At 34.4% G+C, this 23,897-nt stretch carries 19 protein-coding genes, 1 tRNA gene and 1 pseudogene; 9 read left to right on the forward strand and 12 right to left on the reverse strand.

Annotated elements, in window-relative coordinates:
- Positions 1-462: 462 nt before the first annotated feature.
- The 5 genes from LCM09_RS04645 to LCM09_RS04665 all read right to left on the reverse strand — a co-directional run bounded on the left by LCM09_RS04645 (position 463) and on the right by LCM09_RS04665 (position 7,277).
- The gene (locus tag LCM09_RS04645; protein ID WP_224879053.1) at positions 463-918 is read right to left on the reverse strand and encodes a hypothetical protein; all 456 of its coding nucleotides are present in this window, start codon (positions 916-918) and stop codon (positions 463-465) included.
- 707 nt (positions 919-1,625) lie between these two features.
- Positions 1,626-2,078 carry a hypothetical protein gene (locus LCM09_RS04650; RefSeq protein WP_224879055.1) on the reverse strand — a complete coding sequence of 151 codons (453 nt, stop codon included), beginning with the start codon at positions 2,076-2,078 and terminating at the stop codon, positions 1,626-1,628.
- A gap of 72 nt (positions 2,079-2,150) precedes the next feature.
- Positions 2,151-6,068 carry an nSTAND3 domain-containing NTPase gene (locus LCM09_RS04655; protein ID WP_224879057.1) on the reverse strand — a complete coding sequence of 1,306 codons (3,918 nt, stop codon included), beginning with the start codon at positions 6,066-6,068 and terminating at the stop codon, positions 2,151-2,153.
- Between the two features lie 171 nt (positions 6,069-6,239).
- On the reverse strand, positions 6,240-6,689 hold the full coding sequence (locus LCM09_RS04660) for a hypothetical protein (protein ID WP_224879059.1): 450 nt from the start codon (positions 6,687-6,689) through the stop codon (positions 6,240-6,242).
- A gap of 15 nt (positions 6,690-6,704) precedes the next feature.
- Positions 6,705-7,277: a hypothetical protein gene (locus LCM09_RS04665; RefSeq protein ID WP_224879061.1), complete on the reverse strand. Its 573-nt coding sequence runs from the start codon at positions 7,275-7,277 to the stop codon at positions 6,705-6,707.
- A gap of 329 nt (positions 7,278-7,606) precedes the next feature.
- On the opposite strand from LCM09_RS04665, the gene LCM09_RS04670 reads away from it, so the two are divergent.
- Genes LCM09_RS04670 through LCM09_RS04680 form a run of 3 tightly spaced genes read left to right on the forward strand, consistent with a single transcriptional unit; the run spans position 7,607 to position 9,291 of the window.
- Positions 7,607-8,374 (forward strand): rolling circle replication-associated protein, encoded by a 768-nt coding sequence (locus LCM09_RS04670; RefSeq protein WP_224879063.1) that lies wholly within the window; start codon positions 7,607-7,609, stop codon positions 8,372-8,374.
- The gene (locus LCM09_RS04675; protein ID WP_224879064.1) at positions 8,355-8,561 is read left to right on the forward strand and encodes a helix-turn-helix domain-containing protein; all 207 of its coding nucleotides are present in this window, start codon (positions 8,355-8,357) and stop codon (positions 8,559-8,561) included. Before LCM09_RS04670 ends, LCM09_RS04675 begins: the two co-directional genes overlap by 20 nt.
- Positions 8,545-9,291, forward strand: coding sequence for a hypothetical protein (locus LCM09_RS04680; RefSeq protein ID WP_224879066.1), 747 nt, complete (start codon positions 8,545-8,547; stop codon positions 9,289-9,291). Before LCM09_RS04675 ends, LCM09_RS04680 begins: the two co-directional genes overlap by 17 nt.
- Before the next feature lie 334 nt (positions 9,292-9,625).
- Here the strand turns inward: LCM09_RS04680 and LCM09_RS04685 are convergent, their stop codons facing one another.
- Genes LCM09_RS04685 through LCM09_RS04700 form a run of 4 tightly spaced genes read right to left on the reverse strand, consistent with a single transcriptional unit; the run spans position 9,626 to position 18,040 of the window.
- On the reverse strand, positions 9,626-12,631 hold the full coding sequence (locus LCM09_RS04685) for a restriction endonuclease (RefSeq protein WP_224879068.1): 3,006 nt from the start codon (positions 12,629-12,631) through the stop codon (positions 9,626-9,628).
- Between the two features lie 14 nt (positions 12,632-12,645).
- Positions 12,646-14,646 carry a site-specific DNA-methyltransferase gene (locus tag LCM09_RS04690; RefSeq protein ID WP_224879070.1) on the reverse strand — a complete coding sequence of 667 codons (2,001 nt, stop codon included), beginning with the start codon at positions 14,644-14,646 and terminating at the stop codon, positions 12,646-12,648.
- Entirely contained in the window at positions 14,647-15,468 is an 822-nt protein-coding gene (locus LCM09_RS04695; protein ID WP_224879072.1) for a PD-(D/E)XK nuclease family protein, read from the reverse strand. It abuts the gene before it with no gap.
- Positions 15,461-18,040: a UvrD-helicase domain-containing protein gene (locus tag LCM09_RS04700; protein ID WP_224879074.1), complete on the reverse strand. Its 2,580-nt coding sequence runs from the start codon at positions 18,038-18,040 to the stop codon at positions 15,461-15,463. Before LCM09_RS04700 ends, LCM09_RS04695 begins: the two co-directional genes overlap by 8 nt.
- Positions 18,041-18,609: 569 nt before the next feature.
- Between LCM09_RS04700 and LCM09_RS04705 the strand changes: the two genes are divergently transcribed.
- The 3 genes from LCM09_RS04705 to LCM09_RS04715 all read left to right on the forward strand — a co-directional run bounded on the left by LCM09_RS04705 (position 18,610) and on the right by LCM09_RS04715 (position 20,081).
- On the forward strand, positions 18,610-18,810 hold the full coding sequence (locus LCM09_RS04705; protein ID WP_224879075.1) for a helix-turn-helix domain-containing protein: 201 nt from the start codon (positions 18,610-18,612) through the stop codon (positions 18,808-18,810).
- Positions 18,811-18,968: 158 nt separating this feature from the next.
- Positions 18,969-19,106: an Arm DNA-binding domain-containing protein gene (locus LCM09_RS04710; protein ID WP_224879077.1), complete on the forward strand. Its 138-nt coding sequence runs from the start codon at positions 18,969-18,971 to the stop codon at positions 19,104-19,106.
- Positions 19,107-19,151: 45 nt separating this feature from the next.
- Positions 19,152-20,081, forward strand: a complete 930-nt coding sequence (locus LCM09_RS04715) for a tyrosine-type recombinase/integrase (RefSeq protein WP_224879079.1) — start codon at positions 19,152-19,154, stop codon at positions 20,079-20,081.
- Between the two features lie 129 nt (positions 20,082-20,210).
- Here the strand turns inward: LCM09_RS04715 and LCM09_RS04720 are convergent.
- Positions 20,211-20,283, reverse strand: a tRNA-Ala gene (locus LCM09_RS04720).
- A gap of 212 nt (positions 20,284-20,495) precedes the next feature.
- Positions 20,496-20,804 carry a YggT family protein gene (locus LCM09_RS04725; protein WP_224879081.1) on the reverse strand — a complete coding sequence of 103 codons (309 nt, stop codon included), beginning with the start codon at positions 20,802-20,804 and terminating at the stop codon, positions 20,496-20,498.
- Positions 20,805-20,926: 122 nt separating this feature from the next.
- On the opposite strand from LCM09_RS04725, the gene LCM09_RS04730 reads away from it, so the two are divergent.
- On the forward strand, positions 20,927-21,919 hold the full coding sequence (locus LCM09_RS04730) for a potassium channel family protein (RefSeq protein WP_224879083.1): 993 nt from the start codon (positions 20,927-20,929) through the stop codon (positions 21,917-21,919).
- Here the strand turns inward: LCM09_RS04730 and LCM09_RS04735 are convergent.
- Positions 21,910-22,320: a YugN-like family protein gene (locus tag LCM09_RS04735; protein ID WP_224879085.1), complete on the reverse strand. Its 411-nt coding sequence runs from the start codon at positions 22,318-22,320 to the stop codon at positions 21,910-21,912. The genes LCM09_RS04730 and LCM09_RS04735 overlap by 10 nt on opposite strands.
- A gap of 143 nt (positions 22,321-22,463) precedes the next feature.
- Between LCM09_RS04735 and LCM09_RS04740 the strand changes: the two genes are divergently transcribed.
- Both LCM09_RS04740 and LCM09_RS04745 read left to right on the forward strand, forming a co-directional pair.
- Positions 22,464-23,027, forward strand: coding sequence for a helix-turn-helix domain-containing protein (locus LCM09_RS04740; RefSeq protein ID WP_224879087.1), 564 nt, complete (start codon positions 22,464-22,466; stop codon positions 23,025-23,027).
- Positions 23,028-23,032: 5 nt separating this feature from the next.
- Positions 23,033-23,857: pseudogene (locus tag LCM09_RS04745) on the forward strand (IS3 family transposase).
- Positions 23,858-23,897 lie beyond the last annotated feature (40 nt).

Consider the following 23,897-nt stretch of genomic DNA (forward strand, 5'->3'; position numbering starts at 1 on the left):
GACCAATGAAATCCTAGTAGTTCCTTGATTTTCACTGACTCAATAGAAAAATTTAAAAATGATTGGATTATTGGTTTTTAGATCAATTAAACATAAAAAACGAGTATTCTATCGTAGCAATCCTCCTAATATTTACCTAGATGGTAGCCAATTGTAGTAGAGTGATTTCGTTTCTCCCCTAGGATTAATCCATCCTTTTTTTCAATAAATATTTAAGTATAAGATATTTATTAAGGCTTTTTGTAAGTGCGTATCCTTAAAATTACTTGAATACTTCAGAACCGTAGCTGATTGTTCTATCCATGCCAATGTTACACCCCAATAACACTTGATAACAACATTAAACCTTGATGTAAGCCACAATAAAAAAAGACCGTTGATGTGCCGAAGCCAACTAACTGTCTTTTTCCATTAGATTATAGGGCTCGTTCGTTTCTACAGGAATACTCTCCTCTTGGTAATTTAATCGGTAGGACACCTTTTTAGAACGGATTGATTTAAGGTTCGTAATGCCTTCTTTATATCATTCACATCAATAAATATCAGCGATTCTTCCCCGACATACATTGCTTTTACGTTTACCTTGCACCAAAGTGCGCCAAAAAGAGTGTTAAGGACACCAGGGGTTACTGGCGGAAATCCGAAAACTTGGATTATGTCATATTCTCTGTTTTTCACTCCAAGTGACCGAAGTACACTTCGTGTTGTTTCTAAATCGCTTGCTGTTTGCGTAGACGGTGTTCCGACAACGACTTTTACGAAATTAATACCATTGGCCTCTTTAGCCTGCATATATCCAGTTATATTGATGTTTTGGGAAGCTAATTCATTAAAAAAGCAACTTAGTACTTGATCATTAGTTTGGAATGTAAATTGTCTGAATAGCTGAAACTGGAATCCATTCGGTGTTTCATTCATATCCAATGCACCTCTTTATCTTCTATATGTATTAACTATATGACAGGATTAATCGATTGAAACGGCTATCGTAACTATTTCCATTTATTTACTTAAATGTGAAATTTATTATATAGGGGTGAAGGGGCAGGTAGACAGTCACCACAATAATTTTATTAACCATAGTGCAGGGAGTTTCACCTGCCGGACAGGTTTCTTGTCCCTCCCAATATGTCTAAAATGATGGCTGTATTATGGATTTTCAAATGAATTAAACACAAAAAAAGAGGATTCTACCGTAGCAACCCTCCTAATACTTACCTTTGTTTTCAGTTATAAAAGAAAACCCTTGCTTTCGCAAGGGCTTCCATCGATGGAGCATAGCGGGCTCGAACCGCTGACCTCTACACTGCCAGTGTAGAAGCTAACATTATTTAATGTAATCTATAATGTTTTAAAAGCCTACATTAATAAGACTTATATCGTTTTAACTCATACGCTTTTACTCAATAAATTCCATTAGTTATCGATAGTGCATGACCAATATATGACCAATGTAGCAGTGTTTGCCCATCTTAAAACTATCTAAATTGTTTTTCAGTACTGCAAACGCCTGGTTAAAGTGCTGATATAGGCAATTTCTAATAGATTTTATTTTGTCCCTTCCATCATCTATTATTGTATAAATTTATATAAGGACAGTTAAGATTTCTTTGATACTATCCATTTCATTCGCCTTTCTTCAATAGGATTTGTCTAGCAGTTAATAAGTCTAACGAAGATTGCAATGCTTTTGTTTTTAATTTAATCAGTTCTTTCTTGTTAAACGTGGTTCTTTCATCCCTAAGGAAAATTATTATTAAATCACTAATTACTGTATTTGCTTTATATATTCCATTAAGAGTAGATTCTCCTATATTCTTTTTTTCTTCTTCAGAAAACTTATCAAGTAATGGATATGGTTCATTTCTTAACACATTAGTAATAGTTGAATAATCTCCCTTTATTGCATCCTCTAAGGCATATCTGACAATTGATAAGTACATATGCATTTCATACAAGCCTGTTCTCAAGGTCTTTTGTCGATCTATCGATCTATAATACTCGCTTACAGCAGCACCTGAAATTATCCCACTAATTAAGCCAATTGCTATATTAATAACAACATCTTTAAATTCCATTATGGAATCTCCTTCAATTATAAATATTATTAAATAGTTTCTTACTTTAATATACTTACCAGTTTACTAAAGCTACTTTTCTTGATATTTTGAAGTCCAGTCTGAAATTGGATAAGAGTAATTTTTATCATAATTTTCAACTATGCTTTCTCTTTTCTTTTCTCCTTCTTTAGAAATTTGTTCATTAGATTTTTTAATTAATCTTAATAAATCGTTCTTTTTCTCATTTTCAATTTCACTAAAAAAATGTTCTACTATTTCATTTGTTAAATTTAACCTTGGTGATTTTTCAGAGTATAACGCTTCTACGACAGGAATAATATGCTCTATATTCAACTCATCATCAAGAATATCTTTCGTTTGCAGAATCATTTCTATCATCATTTTATCAAATGGTAATTTAGGTAAAATTTCTTCTTGAAATAGTTTCTTACCAACAACTTCATAAATTTCATCAAAGTATATATATGCTTCAATATTTTGGATAATCTCTTTCAAATAGTGTGATTTCTTTTTAGGATTAAGATTCTCTAAAAATACTCTCCATAAATCTTCACTATCTGCTCCATTGTAAGAGATACATTTATATTCTAATTCTCGAAACAATCTTTCATGAAATTCACTCTTGTTTAGGACAATATTTTTCCAAATCTCTAATACTTCTATTCGTTGCTGTCCCCTGAAACTTCCTTCTATAAATCGCTCTAGGAAGCTTTTAAAAGCAATTTCAAAACTCGGATGTTCAGGTATTTCTAATAGTTTTTGTAATACCTGTGGCCATTTAGTATCTCTCGTATGGTGATAGCCCAACCACCAAAGTGGTTGAGGATCACCAGTAAATACTCTTAAACAATCAGTAAGCAGATCTCCCGGAAAACATTTGATGATATCATTAATCTCTTTCTCAAATATACACTTATCTCCTACTAATTCATAAGCAATTGCAGCTGGAACCTTAGTTCGTGTCAAACTTACAGCCTTTAACCATCGAGCATCATCTCTTCCACTCTGTAATAAAAGCATTATTTTTTGCCTTTCTTCATTACTTAATATATCCCATTGATTGATATACTCAGCCAAAGCCACTGAAATGAAATTAGTATCAACTTGATTAAGAATCCTTCCAGATAACTCCTTCCTTTGGTCTGGGCAAGTATTTTTAATTAAATAATCACAAACTGCATAACCAGACTCATGTAGTAATCTATTATGCAAGTGCTTCTCTATCCAAAGTAACCATGACTTTGATATCTTTAATATTTCTGAAGAATCGATGTAATCAGCAGATTTCATAACAGTATCGAATAAATGACTCTCATTCAAAGATACAAATTTATAAGGAACTTTTTCCATAAACACATGGAAAATTTGACTCCAAATCCACCAAACTTTTTTCTTTTCATTTTCACTAAACCTATCCCAATCTATATGATCTGTGCCATAATCATCACCAAAATCAATCAGGAAACGACTCATGTTCGCAACTACAACTTTGTTAGACATTGCTCGTTTCATATAACTCAACAAAAAAGCACGATGATCTTCAGAATATTCATTCCATCCACTAATAGCACCTCTCATAGCTTGATACACAACATTAGGGTGTTCGTCAGTAAACACCAATTCTACAAGTTGGTGACTATCTTGATTGCTTAAGAATTTTATAGCTGTGAAAGCAATTCTTGAACGGATAAATGCTTCTTTATACGTTAAAAGTTGTTTTATCAATTGGATGTTATCTTCTTCTTCTTCAAATAAAAAATCACTTGAGACAACTTGCCATGCCTCTTCTGAAGATATTCTTTTTGATTCGCTAGGATGAATTAGTTTTTTAGCAATTTCTACAACGTCCATATAATTTTCAAGCCCTAGTAGAGCATCTATACCATCCAATAAACTATATGAGCTTGTAATATTAATCCACGGTTCGCCATTTCGCCACAGTAACCTTTTATTACCTATATCTTCATTTTTCAAAAACCTATATACTTTTTCCTGCAATTGATCACTTAAATCATCGATAATGGAAACCAAAAATATAAAAGCCGAATCTCTTACCGATGGGAAGATAGAGTTTAATGAGTTACACGATGATAATATCAATTGTTCTTTAAACTCCTGATTTGAAGAATAGCGTAAATATAATTTTCTTAATTGTTTCGTAAACATAAAGGATGTATCAGGTTCCAAACAAGCGATTCCTTTATTTATAATGGTGGGTATGCCTCGAAGGCTCAATCTTGTCTGATGATTAATTACATATTTAGCTGCCTCATGGTAAATTGGATGTGTGAATAGGATATTATCACCTATTATAGAAATATAACCGTGAACTTCTAACTCATCTAATTGTTCTAACACCCAGTCTGGTAAGTTTGTATTTAATTCATATTCAGGGAACGATGGATTAGATCTCCTGCCGGGAATTTCCATCGTACTATAATTTTCTTCAAGGAAAACTAAACTAGGTTGCTCCTCAGAATCAGATAATATATATGTAAGCTCTTTAGCATTAATTATTTGGCTAGGGCTTGACCCTAAGCCCAAAGCCACAAGAACTTTTTTGAACGCAATGGATTTTGTGTCAAAATACATACCAAGTGATTCTCCACCAACAGTAGCTACCTGAATCAAATCTTCAATATCCATTTGTAATAACTCTGTTTTATTCTGATATGCTAAATGCTTTAATTGACCAGGCTGTAATAAATTATCCTCAGGCATCTCTTTAAGACTATCACTTATCAAGCTGGCAATATCACTTGGTATCTTTTTTTCTAAACAATAAGCATCCCACACCTTTTTAATAAATATATAATCCTTAACGGTTAGATCTAACCATTCATTCCCTTCCAATCTCCAATCACGGGGATCAGATGAATTCGAAAGTCTTCTTAAAAGCTCTATTTTACTAGTAACAATAATTTTTCTATTTAGCCCTAAACTATTGATTAAATCTTTTAGCAAACTCAAGATTTCATAATAGTTATCCTCTAGTTCTACTTGACCGAAAGGGTCTTCAATAATACATAACCTATTTTCCATAGAATTCTGTAGCAGAAAACGAGTGGCTTTCTTAATATCAGGTTCAATTAAACAGTTATACCCAGCATATTGTAGTTCACTTCCAATTTTTTTTGCGACATGAGTTTTACCACAAAATGAAATGCCTGTTAACAGTAATACATTATTTTCTTCTAAAATTTTTATTTTTTCTTCTATACTCTCCCTATCTACATTAACAGGATTCAAATGTATTTGGTTTACATTATATTTTCTAAGGAAAAATTCTAATGATGGTATTACGTCTTTACGCTCATTTCTTGCTTTCTTCACTAATTCTATAGTTTCTGATAGAGCACTTTTAGCCTTTGATAAAGGCACGAAAAATTTTTTGTTTAATACGTCATAACATTTATCAATTATGTTATCTTCGCTAACCATTTCCCAGACTAATGTTCTTCTACAAATACTTCTCAAATGAGATTTATTGTTATCAAAATATCTCGCTTGCCTCGAGGAGTACACAGATCGTTTTTCCTTTAAGAGCGAATCAGAAGAGTTATTAGACTCTAAATTATTTACAATATTACTTAATAGTTCATTATTAAACGGACCACTATTTTCTGAAATATTAGTTGCCAAAAAAGGCCGTATTAAATCTGTTCCTCTGCCTTTCGTTATAAATAATGCAATCCTATTATCATCACTATTTAACCTTTCAATAAGGTTATTTTCAGATTTTCTATCTGGAAAATGATTTAACCAAGAAGTTAACTCCTCAATGTTCAAATCATTTGTTGTACTTTTAACCTGTATCTCTAAAGTCATTTCTTTAGAATCACTAACAATAATTAACTCTGCGTCCTCACCATCTTTCTTTTCAACAATTAATTTGCAATTGGCTTCTTCTATATGTAACAAAGCTATATATGCCGTTACTAAATATTGAAAGTCATAAGCCTGTGGTCCTGTTAATTCAACTGACATAAAGCACATCCTTTTTTGTTTAATTATAAATTTTGAGCTTGCCAGATACATTAGTTTATATAGATAGTTGACTGAATCAATCGTATGTAGTAAAAAAGAGCCCCTCCCTCCGCATCAAGGAGAAATACTGATACGAAGGGAGTTTAAATGATAGATTCCTTTTATAATTACTTAACTGAATTTTTTATATAAATCCAAGTACCACAAGGCATTGTTTAAAGCTTGTTTTTTACATCCCTTCCTCATGCCTATAGCATTCACTAACTTCAATGTAGTGTTTCTTAATAATTTATACTCAAGTTCTTTTGCAAAATCTGCTGAGGTAACTATCCAACTTATATACCAATTCTCATGATTATTTATTCCTTTTAATAAAGTATCTATTACCTCGTTATCTCCTGGATGCCCATACAAAACTCTCAAATACCTTCTGCTTCGCAACCATAAATGTTGTACATTTCCGCAAGCCCTTCCTAAATAAACAGGCATAATATGATTATTTATAGACACTCCTAACATATAAACGCCTGTCTCTTTTGGAATTTTAACCCCCGCAATCTCCTTGCTAAAAAGAATAAAGTTATTACAAAGATACCTTTCATAATCATGTAAAGTATTCATAATAACCTCCTGCAATCAGTTTTTATTCAAAGCTTTTCTTGCAGCGTTATGTGCAGCTTTATAAAATGGATTATATCTTTTAATATCAGAATTCATAGTTATGAGATTAATATCAATAGTTTCATATTTTCCCTCAAAAATTCTACAAAGGGCTACGATTTTATTACCAATTTCATTGAATGAACTGTTTCTAGTAAGCTTTCTATTATCCCTTAATTTATCTACTATAACGCAATCACTAAAAATTTTTACCGATGAAGGGGTTATTAATGTATTTGCTATTATCTTATCAAGTTCCTCTATAGCAAAAGAAATTGATTTGAGTTCAGCATAAACATTGTGAGTTTTCATCATCTGATTATAGTGTTTTTTTGATATAACTTTTACACTACCTTGACCCACAAAACAAACACCGAGTCCAAAAATCCCTTGAAAGTCGAGTTCAGAGGCATCTACAAAAACCTTAAGAACTTCCTCGTCTTCAACCATTTCTTTAGCCCTGGCTTTTGCGCTTAATGGTGGTTTTAATATATCACTAATAAGATACTGCTTATTATTAAATCCCTTAGAATCTTTCAGAACTTTCACCCCCTTTCACCCTTCCAATTTTTAGGTTAAAGCAGTAATGCATTACAATCCAGCAATATTTTAAAGAAATTCAAAGTAATTGAAAGAAACTGGCTAATTGCGGAAAAATCAACCATTAATCCTGAGACTTAGATTGGGTGACGAGTAGAGACAGAGTCAGATCAGATTCGATTTATTGGAGCATTAAGATATACAATTAGCACATGATCATTAAAGAAAAACACACCGGTATATACAAATTCATTTGAAGGCCTCAATAATTCAATAACTTGATAAATAGTGATTAATTTGACGAAATTCTATCACTTAACACTCGGAAAGGATAAGACATGCAACCCTACACAAAAGCAATAATTAGTAATAACCTTGTAGAAATAACTCAACAAGCATATTCACCAAACTTAAAAAGAACATCTTTAGGAGGACGAAAACCTCTATCAAATCAAAGCACTGAAAATCATGAAGCTAATATCAAGGTGAGTATTAATCGTGCAAGGAAGAATATCCGAAGATTGCTGGAATGTAACTTTACTAATCAATATGCTTTCATCACACTTACCTTCAAACCTACTAAAGAAGTCGACCTTACAAGTGTAAAGGCTTGTAACAAGTTGTTTAGAGATTTTAAAAAGCGCCTCTCTTATTACCTGCAGAAAAACAACCTTGGAAATTTTCTTTACCTTGGCGTTACTGAATTCAATAACAACAAAGGAGATATTCACTTCCACCTTGTTTGCAATCTTATTGACCTTTCAAAAGACAAATTAGAAGAACTTTGGTCATATGGCTGGGCACATAAAGTTGTAGCTAACTCTAACCCCAGTGATAACGAGAAGATTGCTTTCTATTTAAATAAAGGTATTTCTGACCAAAGGCTTAACGGACACAAGAGGTATTTCAAATCACAAAATCTTAGAGAACCAATAATTCACGAGGTAGAAAACCCAAGTGATTTCTATAGCCACCTAGATAAATGCAAGCCTTGTTTAAAAGGTGGCGAGACCTATCACTCTCCCTATACTGGCGAAACTAAATATGAACAGTACTATCTAGAAGATTCAAAGGAGCTGATCAATTATGTACAAGATGTTCAATAATTACCCTGATGTCTTAAATGTATCTGACATCCAACAAGTTCTTGGGATTGGGAGAAAACAGGCATACGAATTAGTACACTCTGGCAACTTCCATGTTATTAACATTGGAAAACGGATAAAGGTATCAAAAAAGGTTCTAATTAACTGGATTGAAGGAGAGAACATTAACGATGTCAAAGCAAACTAAGTTAGTTGATTGTGGGAGTAAAATATTTGTTTATGATTATCAAAGTCGTAAAAATGTGAGAGATTTCGCTTTCGAAACTAGAGTTGGTGAAAAAGAAATCACTAACCTCAAAAGAATGATGTTTACTAATTTTGGTGATGATAATATGTTGTTAGCAAACTTCGTATTGAAACTACCTCTAAGTGGTTTAAATAACATCAATGATAGACTGGAAGGATTCATTAAACAACTTCAAAAAGTTAGTGGCGACTCAGCAATAAAATATCTCGCTGTAGTTGAACTTCCTACCAGTCAAAATGAAACAGATGCTTATATCAATCTCATAACAGACATTGAAATCTTTGAATTAGCTCAGTCAGATGAACTAGCAGCGAACCATAATGAAGATTACTTCGAAGAGTTCTTTCGGGAGTTATGGGGGAGCGAGGTTTTTATAAATAGTCATTCCCCAGATGAACTGGTTGATATATTTATTAGAACCTATCAAGACTCATTAATCTCTTATTACTATCAATATTCTCCCTTCCTTATATTCCATAACAAACTTAGTAAGCCTAAAATTCTCTTTGATGAGGATGCTGAAACACACATTATTACGAAAAACCTATTAAGCTATCCAAATCTCCATACAGAAGAAATATATGATAATAAAGCAGGTTTCGTTATTGTGAATATCTACTCTAAACAATCCAAGTCCTACCCTGTCGAACTTGATCTTAATTGGTTCTAGAAACTAAGCAATATTACCCCAAGTTTAAAACAAGGAACTCAATATTAGAGCTCCTTGTTTTAATTTTTACTATTAAATTTACTTGCTGAGTAGAACAGAATATTAAAAGCGTGAAAGCTGAATATCAATAGCAAATCTCACTCTGCAATGAATTTTTTCTCTCCATTATGGGTATAGCACGTCGTTAAATTAAATGCTATTTGAAAAAACTCTTTAGGAATCTATGCTCTTCTGTCTTATCCCCCCTCCTAAAAACAGCCTTTCTGCATGAACAATATCAAATAATAAATAGAGCGCTAATAGTCTCTAAAGACTGTAGTTGTTTCCTACGGTATTAGCTGTTACTAAATTGCATTTGTTGGGGTGGATTTGTTTCCATCCAATTATATGTTCTATCAGAAACCATGCGATAATTTATTCCAAGCTTTTCAAAATATTTGATTGCACAGAGAACTTTGCGTTTTTCATGGGGAAAACGCAATTCATCAGGGTTTTCATTCCCTTTTGTTTCTCTGATTAATTCTAACTTCAATGTATTATCATATAGCCGCACTATAGCCCAGTCTGGATTGTAATTACCTATAACTTTAGGCAACATAATCTTAAACTTCGGTGGGAATTTAAAGTAAAGAATCGTATGATCCTTCTCTACATCCGGCTTTATTAGATTGTCAATAAAGTTTCGTTCAACGTCTGAATCTACTTGAACTTTATCATACAACCCCGCTCTTCCTGCTTCAATAAGCTCTCTTTGTGGTTGCTGAATTTCGATAGGGAATAATTCTTCAATATCATAAAATTTGCTGCCTTCATCAATCTCAAACTCAATATTCTTAACAATGTGATCACTAAGAGTTATTCTTATTTGACTTAAAAACTCATTTATCCAACCCTCTGGATTGGAGAAAATCTTTTCTTGTTGTGCTTTTTTCATCTTTTTAAAGATCTCTAGGATAGTTTTTTTAGTAAGATTGGTCTCATTTGCAGTTCTAGTAATAAAATCAGATATTGGATAAACTGTGTCTGAAGAGATTTCAATTTGTTTTTTAGGCTTCTCAGCTTTCTCTGTATTAAATTTATGTGGTTCATACCTCTTTATAGTGACTTCATTGGTGAATTTTAGATAGGGTTCCCCATATATCTCGCCAATCTCTAAAACTTTATATCCTCTTAGTCTTTCATCACAAGCAACCTTTTTCAAGTCCGCTCCAGCTCTGACATTGAGCTCGTTTACAAACTTATTACCTCTCGAATCTTCCATATTTACCTTAATAGTCGCTATATCATTCTCCACTTCCAATAAAGATATGACGTATTCACAAATTACAAAGCGACCTCTTTTCACTTCAATTGAAGGCGTAGGAAAAGAGGTGAAATTCAGCCTTTCAACACATTCTTCAATAAGTTGCTCTGTATTAACTTCTACTTTATAGTTCATTCTTTTGTTAAGTTTATTCCAAAATTCCTTAAATTCAACAGAGTTATATAGATTATCATTACGTATGACTTTTCCTTTTTGGGGAGTTTTTGGACTTGGAGGAGCTTCATTCCCGTCTTCTACATATTCTTCTTGTAATCTTGAAACAAACGACTCATATTGCTCGTTCGCCACAACCGTTAAAGTGTTAATATTGTGGTCATCCGTCCTTTTACCATTTTGATCAACAGCTAAGCGAAGTCCCCTTCCAATTTCTTGTCTTTTCTTCATAGTGGAACTGGTTTGATTTAAGGTGCATATCTGAAACACATTAGGGTTATCCCACCCTTCTTTTAATGCTGAATGAGCAAAAATAAAAGATACTGGTTCATCAAAGCTTAAAAGTCGCTCTTTTTCTTTCATTATTAGTTCAAAAGCTTGTTTTTCCATTTTCCTTTGATCTTTAGTTCTACCATTTGTATCTACAGCCTCTTCTTCTGGAGAGTCTACTTTGGGCTTCGCAAAATATCCTTCACGAATATTTTCAGCATCTATGTCCTTAAAGTCTTCGTAGTGTACTTTTAACCTTTCATAACATTCATCAAAGAGTTTCTTTATTAAACCATCTGAAGCTGTGTAGTTTTTTACTCTATCAATAAAAAATAGAGACAGCACTTTAATACCTTGTTTTTTCAATTGCTTTTGTCTTTGAAGATGGACACTTATTGTACGTTCTATCTGTGCCCTAAAAATACTTTCCTTTGAGAGTAAAGAGTCACTAACGGATAATTGAACTTCATTTTTAAAACGAATTATTTGCTCGTCTTCTTTCTTCCCATAACGTATTTCATCAACAATGAAATTTTCATACTCATCATTTTTCGTCTTAGCCTTTAAATCATCGCCTTGTTTTAAGGTGATTTCTTTCTCAACTAGTTCACCTTTTTCAATTGCAAAAGATTGAACAGTTGCAGTAAGGGGCTTTCCTCTTTTCACTTCAACAAGACGTAGCATTTTATCATTTAAATTGTCTAATTCTGACACACCTATGACTTCAATCTGCTTTACAAGATTATTTCTAAACGCATCTATTGGTGTTAGCTTATAAACTAAATTAGGTGTTTCCCGATGAGTAGCTGAATACCTAAGAACAAAAAGAGGCTTTAATGTCCTAACGGCTTCCTTCGCTTTATTTGATTCATAGTTTTGAGCCTCATCTAAAATCATGATTGGTCTTGTTGCTTGAATGTACTCGTATGGCTTCCATTCCCCTTGCAACTTTTCAGTATTCTTAAATATATTATTACTTGCTTTATTAAAGGAATCAATTGTCATTACCATTAAAGTTAAACCAGGATTACTTGCGAATGTATTAAGCTCACCAATTTTTGTACTGTCGTATGGCACAACAGTCACATCTTGATTATCGTATATCTTTCGTAAGTGATTCCTCATAGAATTGACTGATTTTACTACACCTTCATATATAGCAATGCTTGGAACAATTACTATGAATTTAGTAAAACCATATTTTTGATTAAGTTCAAACATTGTCCTTAAATAAACATATGTCTTCCCTGTACCTGTTTCCATCTCAACTGTAAAATGAGGAACCCTGTATGAGTCATTACCTGCCACTTCCATTACCATGCCATCATCAATTTCTACTTCAGAGGTAATCTCTAACTCACTGCCAAGTTTATGTGAATTGTTCATTTCTTGGACATTTTTTAAATTCTCACTTAAAGTAACCTCATCAAGAATTTCTCCTTCTGGAAAGTTAGGAGTAATATCATTCATTGTTCCTTGAAGCATATCTTTTTGTGCTTGTATCGGAACCCCTTCAAATAATTTAACAACACTCTCAATTGCCTCTAATTGATATTTTTGATCAGGGTTATAGTGAAGTTTCAACTTGTTCATTTTTCATCCCCCTATCAAATAGTTTTCACATTTAATTTTTCACTCAATAATACCTTCTGTTCGTCGCTTAAAGAATCATCAGTACAAATTAATAAAGACCCTATCTGTACCTTTTCTAAAAACTCTATTACATCATTGTTTATATTGTCTTGTAAGCTAATATAAAGGTTAAATGGAATTCGTTCATGAGTTACTTCCCAAATATTTTCTCTATTCTTATGAAGCATACTATTTAATGGGAAACCTTGATTAAGCATTAATTCTATCACTATATTTTGTTCACTTACCCCCTCTATGAAAGGGCTCGTAGAAAAAAGATCCAGTTTATTAACAAGATAATCTACACTCTGATCATTTTGAGATAACCACATTTTAAGGTTAGACCTATTCAACTCCAAAACTTTAAATCCATTTGCATTAATATTAATTAATTCAGAATTAAACACTTGCTTGTATGAATTTTTTATTCTTTGAACAGCAAGATCAGCAATAGTATCAAACTTCTCCTCTTTATCGTTAGGTCTTTCCGGTAATTGAATCAATAAAAATTTTCTATCTCCATCGTCTTCACGGTTCATATCTAATACAGCATGTCCAGTCGATCCAGAACCAGCAAAAAAATCTAATATTAATCCTTTTGGTTTATTATTGATTCGTATACACCTTTTAATTAACTCTATTGGTTTCTTACCATTTGGGTAAGGAATTTCACCTTCTTTGCCGACATTATTAAAATCTATATCGTCCCATAGCGTACTTAATCTCTCTTTCTTTAAGAGTTTACCATCTACTTCGTCTACAACATCAGCTAACCAAATTACTCTCCTTACAGTATTACTGATGTAATGATGTACTACCTTGTTACCTCGATCCTTACCAGATCTGGGCGTGTACTCAACTTCATATAGTTCACCTTGATTCAGATGCCCACATTTATCAATTACACGTTGTCTTATGCTTGATTGAGCATTTGTGTCAGAAAAAATATTGTTCAAGTATTTTCTATATACTTCTTCCTCGGATATTTTTTCTTCTTTCATTATTTGGTTTATTGATTTTCGCTGCAAATCTTTTCTTATATAAATTTCAATCGGGTCTCCATTACCGTCATATGTAGTTCCAAGTTTTTGTCGTTCTCCATAGTCTACTAATACGCTAGTATACTTCCAGCTTTGCCCTTCATCTTTCATTTCTGATATCAACTGCATTAATTCTTTATATTGATATAAATCTTTTAAGGCAGGTAGTTTATCAATATTTTTTGCATAAATATGGATGTACTCTATATTTTTCTTTAATTTTTTATCTTCTCCCCCACCCGATGCACCTGCGTTAACCTTAGACTTAACCGATACTGTATTAATGAAATTCTCTTCTCCAAATATTTCATCCATCATTTTTCTCAAATTAGCTACTTCAATGTCAGAAATTGAGACACAAATTATCCCATCCTCTTTTAATAAACTCCATGCAAGTTTTACCCTTGGATACAGCATATTTAACCAATTTGCATGATATCGTCCAGTTGATTTTGGATTACTTGTCAACAGACCTTGTTCATCAGCTTGTTTTGTAGCTTGTAAATAACTTTCTACAGGTTCATCAAATTTATCATTATAAATTAAATCTTGACCGGTGTTATAAGGGGGGTCTATATATATAGTGTCAACTTGGTTCGTGTAACTTTTCTTAAGTATTCTTAAAACCTCAAGGTTGTCTCCTTGAATTAAATAATTGGAAGCATTATTTTCATTAAACCCATTATCCTTCTTTAAAGTTAAGGTTCCCGTGGGAGGAGAATATGCCAATTTCCTTGCTTTACTTTTACCTGACCAGCCTAATGAATAAAATTCATCTTTTTCTGATACGGTCTCAATATCAAATCCTTTAATTAAATCATTTAACGTCTGTATATTTAGTAAGCCATCTCCCATAGCCTCAGGGAACAATTCTTTTATTTTATCGATTCTCTCTTGATCAGTTCTCTCAGTTTTTTTTAATTTTTTATATGACATTTATTCCACCTCTTCTTCTAAGTTTGCCTCAATTATATCTGCTAGTTCATTCTCTGTACCAAAATCATTAAAAAACTTTAAAAAATCACTATGTCCTTTTGATGAGGATAGTGCATATTCTTTAAATGCATCACAGGAAAACCTTATATCACAGTTACTACAAACATGATCTACAAAAGATTTATTCTCTGTTACTTCTCGTTTCAACTTTTCCACTGTTGGAGGTTCATATCTGTGTTCTTCAATCATATCCACCACTTCACCAAAAGAATCCAAGTATTCTTGCACTCTTTCGGGAGACACTTCAATGTACACTTCTGGTTCCCATTTATCTAATGCTTCTAATAAATAGTTCTCATCACCAGTGCTACTATACCTTTTTTTGGCTTTCCTTAACTCATTTGTTTCGCCAGTTGCAATAATTGATGCATTGTCCAAATGTTCACCACGTATTGACTGCCAAACATGTCCGTATATGTTCAATTGACCTTCAAACTCGTGTTTATTAACCTTCACGTACTCCACATCATGCGTTTTAATATCGTAAAGGTTTATATGTTCATCTTCTTTAACTACATCTACCACACCTTGTATAGTATATATGCGACCTGCTGGTGTTTTTTGTTGTGGGAGTGTAAGTTTCACTTCTGTATCTGAAACATTCTCAGCCAGATGTCGAAGTTTCTTCCAATAATTTTTCACCTGATCAAGTGCCTGATTCTTTATGTGTGGCGAAAGAGAGTGACCTCCTTCAAGTCTAAGTAATTCGTAATTTTCTTCGAAAGCTTCCTCAATGAATTGTATCATTTCTGGATTATGCATCTCCATCACCTCTTAATGAAATCAAATGATTATGAAGGTCTTCTATAGTCTGGTGGATCAGTGTTCCGAATAACATCGTTTGAGTTCGAGAAGGTACGAATCCATATTTTTTGAAAGCCATATAGTTTCGTGGACATTTAAGGTAAAGAAGGTAGTCACTTGTATATGAATAAACTTTAGGAATATCGTCTTCTTTAATAGTAGCCTTAGGTAGATTAGTAACATCAACATCCCCAATCAAAGGGAATCTATTTTCTTCAAAGAGCTTTTTAAATGCTGGATCAACCACCTGGCCACGTCCTCGTAAGTTAATGATAACCAAGCCCTTCTCTGCTCTTGATAAAGCTACGTAAAATAGTCTCATAGTATCAAATCTTGGAATTTTGCTTAGAGGTTCTGATTCTCTATCTATAATAGGTCTGACAATTTCCTCAACTACTGGAACACCAAAATTTTTTTTACCAGCTGCCCCTAAAACCACATATGGAAATTCTAATCCTTTAGACTGATGTATAGTTAAGAATGGTACTCTACCCTTTGGGAAAGGAGTTTCTTCATTCTCAAATTCGGATTCTCCTATACGGTATAATCCATAAATGTATCGGCCAAAAAAGTCATTGCCCAAGCGACGCTCTATTAATCTCGCTCCTGATATTACTGATTGAGTTTGCTCCATATATCTTGAAAGATACTCTGAAATCATTGATAGATTACAGATGGGGCCTTCATCCTCGCCATTTTGTGCTAATTTAAACATATGCGAGAAATACGGAAACCCAGTAAGCCTATAAAAGATATCTAAAAGGTTCCAGTCAACAGAGGTAGCTCTATTTAGAATGTATTTAATAGTGAATGGATTTCCAGTTTTCATTCTTTGTTCAATAAACTTATCCAGCCTTTGTGTTCCTAATCCCTTTACCGTCTGTTGAGACAACAATGGAGTCTTAACCAAGGTTCTTTTGTGCTTCCCCGGATTATAATTGTCATTAATAGACCAACCTTCATCTGTTACAGTTTTAAGAAGACGAATATAATCTTGTTGGCACCTTTTTAGCTCACTATTTTTCTCATTGATGAATGCTTCTAAACGTTCGTCGTTTTTCGTAATTCCTCTAATATGTTCTTGACAAGTATCAAGCCAGTCATGGAAAGCTTTATATTCACCGCCATACTCTTGTCTTTCGGGTTTCCCAAAAATTCGTATCATTGCTCCAAATATTGCTTTAGCTTCATCTACTTCTAAAAACTTCCCTGCCCTGGGAGCATACACTCCTACTCCCTCTGCTTCCAAGGCTTGTTTCATTCTCATTACATGCTTGTTGTTTTTTAAAGATGGAAAGAGAAATGCTATTTGATTAGGGTCATCTGCTTTTTTTTCGTCTAACAAGCGTCGTACAAATGAAGCGGTTTCTTTTACAACGTCTTCCGAAAGACCTGGAGTAGTAGTGAAGACCGATAATTCATGATCTTGATTATGTGGTTTAATATCTTTATCTTTTAAACGATAATGCCCTTCACCATCTTCTTTCACCCATGATTCATTTTCAATAAAGGAAGTATAAGTCTCTACGATATGTTTCCTTGATCGATAATTAATGTTTAGATGTATTGCTTTAGGATATTGACTCAAATAGTTATTACACCGAGTAGGAAATTCAACGAAGTTTTCTACTGTGGCTCCTCTAAAGCGGTATAAAGCCTGATCATCGTCACCCACTACACAAATGTTCTTATGCTCTGACGCAAGCTTGAAAAACACCTGTTCTTGAATCCTATTTGTATCTTGAAATTCATCGATGACAACGTAAGAAAATAAATCACTTGAACTGTTGTTGCTTTCAAGTGTGTCTAAGGCTTTCTTTTGCAACAATGCAAAATCAACCAAATTCTTACTTTCAAGATCATTTCGATACCATTCATATAGCCTAACCACTTTCAAAAATGTATCATTCTCTTGATCTTCAGCATATGTACGAAGCTCTTTTAGAGGAATATTTTCTTCACTTAGACGATTAAAAAGAGAGATTAGTGCAAGCGTTGTTTCATGTTTAGAAGAAGAGCGGTTACCAAAGTAAAGCCTTATATGTTCTCGAAACTCTTCGCCTTCAATGTGAAGAATCTCTTCGCACATTTTCCAAAATGTTCCTGAATTCACATGAAAATATTGATCTATCTCATCCAGAAGAATTGGCGGTTTGACTCTGCTACGTTCTATAGTCACTCGCCTGTCCGCTATCAGCCTTTGGCAAAGGGAGTGAACTGTACCTACATACATTTTGGATAAGTCATAAGGGACCCCAGTCTCATTCGTTACAGTTCCAAGAATTGATTGCAAACCATCTTTGAGTTGTTTAGCGGCCTTTTCTGTAAAAGTAGAAAGGAAAATCCTTTCTGGATCTATGTTATGAAAAACTATTGCATTTACCGTCCTCCACAACAAAACTCTTGTTTTTCCTGATCCTGGACCTGCAATCAAGAATAACGGGTCATTCAATGATTCTATCGCTTCTCGTTGCCTTTCATTTGGTGTAAATCTATGCACTCTAAATAGTTTTTCTATAGTGCAATTCAAAATTACCCCTCCATGACATAGTAGTATATATAGAAAATTTTAACATAAGCATCCTATAATTGGGATTTTATAAACAGTCTATTTGATTAAAAGACTCCTATATCTCTGTGTTTTCGAGTGAGTGTTAGGTAATCTTCTGGATTAATATTGTTTGGACATAAAAGTTATCAGTTACAAAACAAATCACTCTCAAGAAGAAAGTTGTAACAAACTTTTTAGGGGGGGGCGCAAAACTCCATTTGCCGAAGGCTTTATATAACCTACTACTTCACAAAATTTTTTTGAGGTCATTTTGACTCGTAGGGGTATTTTTATATTTAGAGTCAACCTTAAATTGACTAATTATTATGACATTTAAGTATTTTAAAGTGTTTTCACGGAATTTCGTAAAATATTGTAATCAAAACTAGAATTGTTATAAAAAAACATGCTGTCTACTCGTGTAGGTTTAGATCACCCTTTAATCAACTTCGATTTCAAAGGATAACAGAGATAATATTAGAACATGAAAGGAAATTAACGGCCTTTAAGGAGTCAGCAATTAAATAATCACAAAGGAGAATTTAACAATGAAAAACCTAGATAATTATCCAGATGTATTAGATGTTTCAGACATTCAAGAGATTCTTGAAATCGGAAGAAGACAAGCGTATAACTTAGCTAACTCAAAGCAGTTTCATATTGTACGTATCGGTTCAAGAATAAAAGTATCCAAGAACATATTTTTGAACTGGTTAAATGGCGGACATGACCAGCAAATAACTCATTAATTAGTCTAAGCAATTAATTGACTACTTCGGCAATAAAACTTACGATTGAAATTAGGCAAACACTGCTGCATCTCGATCGTTTTTAAATGAGAGGTGCAGTATATGTTACTGCACTTTCTCCAAATTATTCAAAAAATAATTAGAGGAAGTGTTGATAGATGAAAGGTTCAGTAAAAAAAGATGGTAGCAGTTGGTACTATGTTGTGACATTAGGAAAAAAGCCAAGCGGTAAGCCAAACCAAAAAAAGAAGCGAGGATTTAAAACTAAGCGTGAAGCTAATCAAGCATTAAATTAAATTATTGCACAGTATAATAAAGGGGTTTATGTAGAGCCATCCAAGATGTTTTATAGTGACTTTCTCAATCAATGGCTTGAAGACAAAAAAAGAAACGTACAGCAGTCAACTTACAAGTCGTATGTCATATTGGTAAATAAGCATATCTCTCCAAAGTTGGGCCATGTTATCTTATCAGAGCTGAAGCCTCTTACAATACAAGATTTCTATAATAATCTCTTCAATGAAAAGGGGCTATCAGGTTCTTCAGTTCAAAAAATCCATACTCTTATAAAAGACTCCTTAAAAAAAGCTGTGAAGTGGGAATTACTTCATAAGAACCCTGCAGATGCAGTCGATCGACCCAAATCTGAAAGGCATGAGGTAGAAGTTTGGAATGTTGAGGAGATAAACCGCTTCTTAAAATTTGCTGAATCTGATCCTCTGTATATAGCTTTTCATATTGCTATCTCTACAGGGATGAGACAAGGAGAAATCTTAGGGCTTAGATGGCAAGATATCGACTTTAACAAGAAAATACTAATGGTGCGTCAAACCTTATCACATGATGGCAAACACCTTAAGTCTGGTACTAAATCAAAAGCGGGACTTCGAACAATCTCTCTTCCTGCAGAAACTGTTATTAAGCTAAAAAAACATCACAAGCAAGTCATTAATGAAAAACTTTTTGCCGAAGATATTTATAAAGATAATGATTTGGTCATCTGTACAAAATTAGGAACACCAATCAACCCTAGTAATTTGACTCGTACATTTCAACGGCTTATTGAAAGATCGGAGGTTAAGTTAATTCGCTTCCATGATTTAAGGCATACGCATGCTACAATTCTGCTTTCGCAGAACATAAATCCTAAGATAGTGTCTGAAAGGTTGGGACATGCTGATGTTCGCATAACATTAAACACATACAGCCATCTACTCCCTAACATGCAACTTGAAGCAGCTGAAAAGATTAACCAGGCTCTTTTCAATTAATGGAGTTAAGAAACCAAAAAAGAAGCTACATGACCAACTCATGACCAAAAGACAGGATATTAGTAAAAGTGGTTAGGGATTTTCGCTATAAAATAAAAGAAACCCTTTATTTATAAGGGTTTCCATCGATGGAGCATAGCGGGCTCGAACCGCTGACCTCTACACTGCCAGTGTAGCGCTCTCCCAGCTGAGCTAATGCCCCGTATAATGACAGCGATTTCCTGTCGACATGAATTATTTTATCATAGCTTATCTTTAACGAACAACTTGTTTTTTGTAATATCAGAAAATAAGGTGATTCATAAATAAAACCCCTCTCACTATTCCGAGAGGGATTTTATGTTATTACTATTAAGGTTTTCTTATACTCGATACAACAAAAGAACCGTTCCCGTTCGCCAACGGTTCTTCTCCTTACCTTCTTTCTCGATTCGTTAACCCCATCGCCAAAAATCGTACAATAAGCGATCCCACAATACTATAGACAATCAATGCAAACACCGCAGAGAATTCAACCACGTATTGTCCGGCGAATTCCCTCGTTGGAAAGATATTTCGAAATGGATATAATAATGGAGCTGAAAAGTCATAGATCCACTGCACGAATGGAGCTGTTGGATTTGCGCTGAATAGTTTCAGCAATATACGAATTCCTAGAATCGCTTCGATGATGCCAAAGATGAGGCGTACAATCGATACGAGGAATGATGATAGTGCTCTCATGTTTCTTCACCCTTTTATAAACAGACATATCCTTTCTATACCCTTCTAGTGGAGACCACACACGTGTCGTTTTTTTCCAGTGAGTTGTGGACATAATGGGTAGGAGAAAGGAGACGATTCACTTGAACTTCCGAGATGTTATTTATTATATATCGCGCTATCCACTTATATTACAGTTAGGTTTTCTTATTGTCCTCATTTTATCCATTATGGGATTTGTGATGCACCTTGTGGAACCAGAGATGTTTCCAAATGTATTTGAGGGGATTTGGTGGGCCATTGTAACGGCTTCTACAATCGGATATGGTGATGTTTCTCCTGAGACGACGTTAGGGAAAGCCTTTGCCATGGTATTCATTATGTTTGGGGCTGGGTTTATGACGTTTTATATGGCGAAGCTTGCATCAAGCTTTGTCCTATCGCAAGGTGCGCTCAGCCGTGGAGAAAGGAGTTTCGAACGACAGAATCATATTATCGTTGTCGGGTGGAATTCAAGAAGCAATCATACGATCAATTATTTGCTTGAGCATCGGCCTGAACGGTCGATTGTGCTGATTGATTTTTCACTACAAGAAAATCCACTGCAAGCAGAAGGCGTTCATTTTATAAGAGGGAATCCTGGGGAAGATGCGACGTTCAAAAAAGCAAACATTAAAGAAGCAAAGACCGTTCTCATTACTGCGGATCAATATAAAAGCGAGCTTGAAGTTGATATGCAGACGATGCTAACGCTTCTTACAGTGAAAGGGATTAATCCTGACGTGTACACAATCGTTGAGATATTATCTAGAGAGCAATTGATCAACGCACAAAGAGCGGGGGCTGATGAAATCATTGAGAGTGCGCACCTTCTCAGTACGGTAATGATCAACAGCGTCTTTTCACATGGTATCTCCACAACGTTACTCGAAATGCTTGCTCACCTTAAACCAAACCAATTAGGATTTCTAAATGCGGATGGTTACGTTGGTAATTCGTTTTGCGATGCTGCTCAACGGATGAATGAAGATGATATTTTATTGATTGGCATAAAAAGGGGGACTGAGCTCATGATGAACCCTTCCCCTTCAACGTCTATCGTTGCGGAAGACCGCCTGTTTGTGATTCACACATAGGGCATGAGCGCAGCATCGAGCTGTTTCACATAACGCTCGCCAAATTTAAGCCACTTCTCGTCGACTTCAGCATCTTTATCAGTAGGTTCCTGAAACTGATTAAATGAAGCCGTAATGTTTCCGATATTACCACCAGGATCCACGCCAGCCTGATACATATGATGAAGCATAAATGGTTGGCCGATCTGGACAATAGCACCGTCTGCGTCGAGCTCTTTTTTCACTGCTTTGATCGGTACACGAAGATATAAGTAGCCATCTTCATCATCAATTTTATAATCGAAGTAGCCGTGATCGTATTCCCAGCCACCGCCGTAGCTGTAGCCGAGCTGGCGTAACTTGTCTTCCATAATGCTAAGTTCAATCGTTTTGCCTTCTAGTACGGAGTCCATCGGAATCATGATTTCTTCCTCCCTGTATAAGTAGTCTACGTTTATCGTATCCAAACAAAGAGAAATTCATGTGATGATAAAACAAAAGAGAGTGCCGCCGGGTATCGACCCCCAAAAGTTAGAGTAGAAAACTAACTTTTGGGGGTGTTTTTATGGCTAAATATAGTGAGGGATTTAAAATAAAGCTTGTCACCGAGTATTTGGGTGGCAAGCTTGGATATAAATCATTGGCGAAAAAATATAACATGCCCTCTCAAACGCCATTACAAGATTGGGTAAGAGCTTATAAAACACAAGGGATACAGGGATTGAAGCGAAGAGAAATAAAGAATGCGTACTCTGTTCAATATAAATTAGATACGATACTATTTATGTTAGAGACAGGTGCTTCTTATCAGGAAACTGCTGAACAATTTAGACTGAACAATCCTTCATTAATTCATTACTGGACGAAAACATTTAATGAACAAGGAGTAGAAGGCCTGAAACCTAAAATAAAGGGGAGACCTTCTATGTCTAAGAAACCTAGTAAATCGGAGAAGAAAGAAGAGAAAAAGTTAACACGCGAAGAGGAATTAGAACGCGAGAATGAATTACTACGACTGGAAAATGCGTACCTAAAAAAGTTGAGAGCTTTTCGGGAGAACCAGAATGCCTTCCACGAAAAGCACAAGCAAAACTCGCATTCGAACTTAAAGAAGAAGGATTCCGATTAAAAGATATTTTCAAAGTAGTGGGGATTCCAGAAGCAACCTATCACTATCATGTGAAGAATTATGGAAAAGAGGATCTGGATACTGAATTAAAAGAACTCATTACTTCCCTATTTAAAAATTCTCATGAACGTTATGGTTATAAACGCCTCACGAAAGAATTAAAGAAATTAGGTCAACATATCAATCATAAAAAAGTGTATCGTATTATGCGGGAACTCGGATTAAAGTGTGTAAAATTTATGCGAAAATCCCGAAAATACAATTCGTATAAGGGGAAAGTTGGGAAGGTAGCGAAAAACCGATTATCACGCCGTTTTAATACCCCTATCCCACTTCAAAAATTAGTAACCGACATTACAGAATTTAAATGTCTAAACGAAGAGAAGTTATATTTAAATCCCATTCTTGACCTCTACAACGGAGAAATAATAGCGTATGGAATCAGTGAACGTCCCACGTTAGGTTTAGTCACGGAACCTTTACAAGAAACGATAGAAATAATAAAAAATCACGCCATCTACCGAACCACCATCCATTCTGATCAAGGCTGGCATTACCAGCACAATCATTGGGTGAATACATTAAAGAAAAATAATGTATTCCAAAGCATGTCACGGAAGTCTACATGCGCAGACAACGCTTCAATGGAAAACTTCTTTGGTATTTTAAAGCAGGAAATGTATTATGGAGAAAAATTAGTAAGCTATGAGGAATTGAGAAGCCGGATTGAAGAATATATCCACTAGTACAATCATGAACGGTCAAAACAAAAATTGGATGGACTAAGTCCAGTTGAGTACCGAACTCAGTCCATCCAATCAGCTGCATAACAAAACTTTAACTTTTGGGGTTAACCACCCCGTGGCACTC

The sequence above is a fragment of the Guptibacillus algicola genome, from assembly GCF_020171805.1.
Taxonomy (GTDB): Bacteria; Bacillota; Bacilli; order Bacillales; family Guptibacillaceae; genus Guptibacillus; species Guptibacillus algicola.

Coding starts and splice junctions, on each gene's coding strand:
- LCM09_RS04645 (WP_224879053.1), bottom strand. CDS start 918: ATGAATGAAACACCGAATGGATTCCAGTTTCAGCTATTCAGACAATTT.
- LCM09_RS04650 (WP_224879055.1), bottom strand. CDS start 2,078: ATGGAATTTAAAGATGTTGTTATTAATATAGCAATTGGCTTAATTAGT.
- LCM09_RS04655 (WP_224879057.1), bottom strand. CDS start 6,068: ATGTCAGTTGAATTAACAGGACCACAGGCTTATGACTTTCAATATTTA.
- LCM09_RS04660 (WP_224879059.1), bottom strand. CDS start 6,689: ATGAATACTTTACATGATTATGAAAGGTATCTTTGTAATAACTTTATT.
- LCM09_RS04670 (WP_224879063.1), top strand. CDS start 7,607: ATGCAACCCTACACAAAAGCAATAATTAGTAATAACCTTGTAGAAATA.
- LCM09_RS04675 (WP_224879064.1), top strand. CDS start 8,355: ATGTACAAGATGTTCAATAATTACCCTGATGTCTTAAATGTATCTGAC.
- LCM09_RS04680 (WP_224879066.1), top strand. CDS start 8,545: ATGTCAAAGCAAACTAAGTTAGTTGATTGTGGGAGTAAAATATTTGTT.
- LCM09_RS04685 (WP_224879068.1), bottom strand. CDS start 12,631: ATGAACAAGTTGAAACTTCACTATAACCCTGATCAAAAATATCAATTA.
- LCM09_RS04690 (WP_224879070.1), bottom strand. CDS start 14,646: ATGTCATATAAAAAATTAAAAAAAACTGAGAGAACTGATCAAGAGAGA.
- LCM09_RS04695 (WP_224879072.1), bottom strand. CDS start 15,468: ATGCATAATCCAGAAATGATACAATTCATTGAGGAAGCTTTCGAAGAA.
- LCM09_RS04705 (WP_224879075.1), top strand. CDS start 18,610: ATGAAAAACCTAGATAATTATCCAGATGTATTAGATGTTTCAGACATT.
- LCM09_RS04710 (WP_224879077.1), top strand. CDS start 18,969: ATGAAAGGTTCAGTAAAAAAAGATGGTAGCAGTTGGTACTATGTTGTG.
- LCM09_RS04715 (WP_224879079.1), top strand. CDS start 19,152: ATGTTTTATAGTGACTTTCTCAATCAATGGCTTGAAGACAAAAAAAGA.
- LCM09_RS04725 (WP_224879081.1), bottom strand. CDS start 20,804: ATGAGAGCACTATCATCATTCCTCGTATCGATTGTACGCCTCATCTTT.
- LCM09_RS04735 (WP_224879085.1), bottom strand. CDS start 22,320: ATGATTCCGATGGACTCCGTACTAGAAGGCAAAACGATTGAACTTAGC.
- LCM09_RS04740 (WP_224879087.1), top strand. CDS start 22,464: ATGGCTAAATATAGTGAGGGATTTAAAATAAAGCTTGTCACCGAGTAT.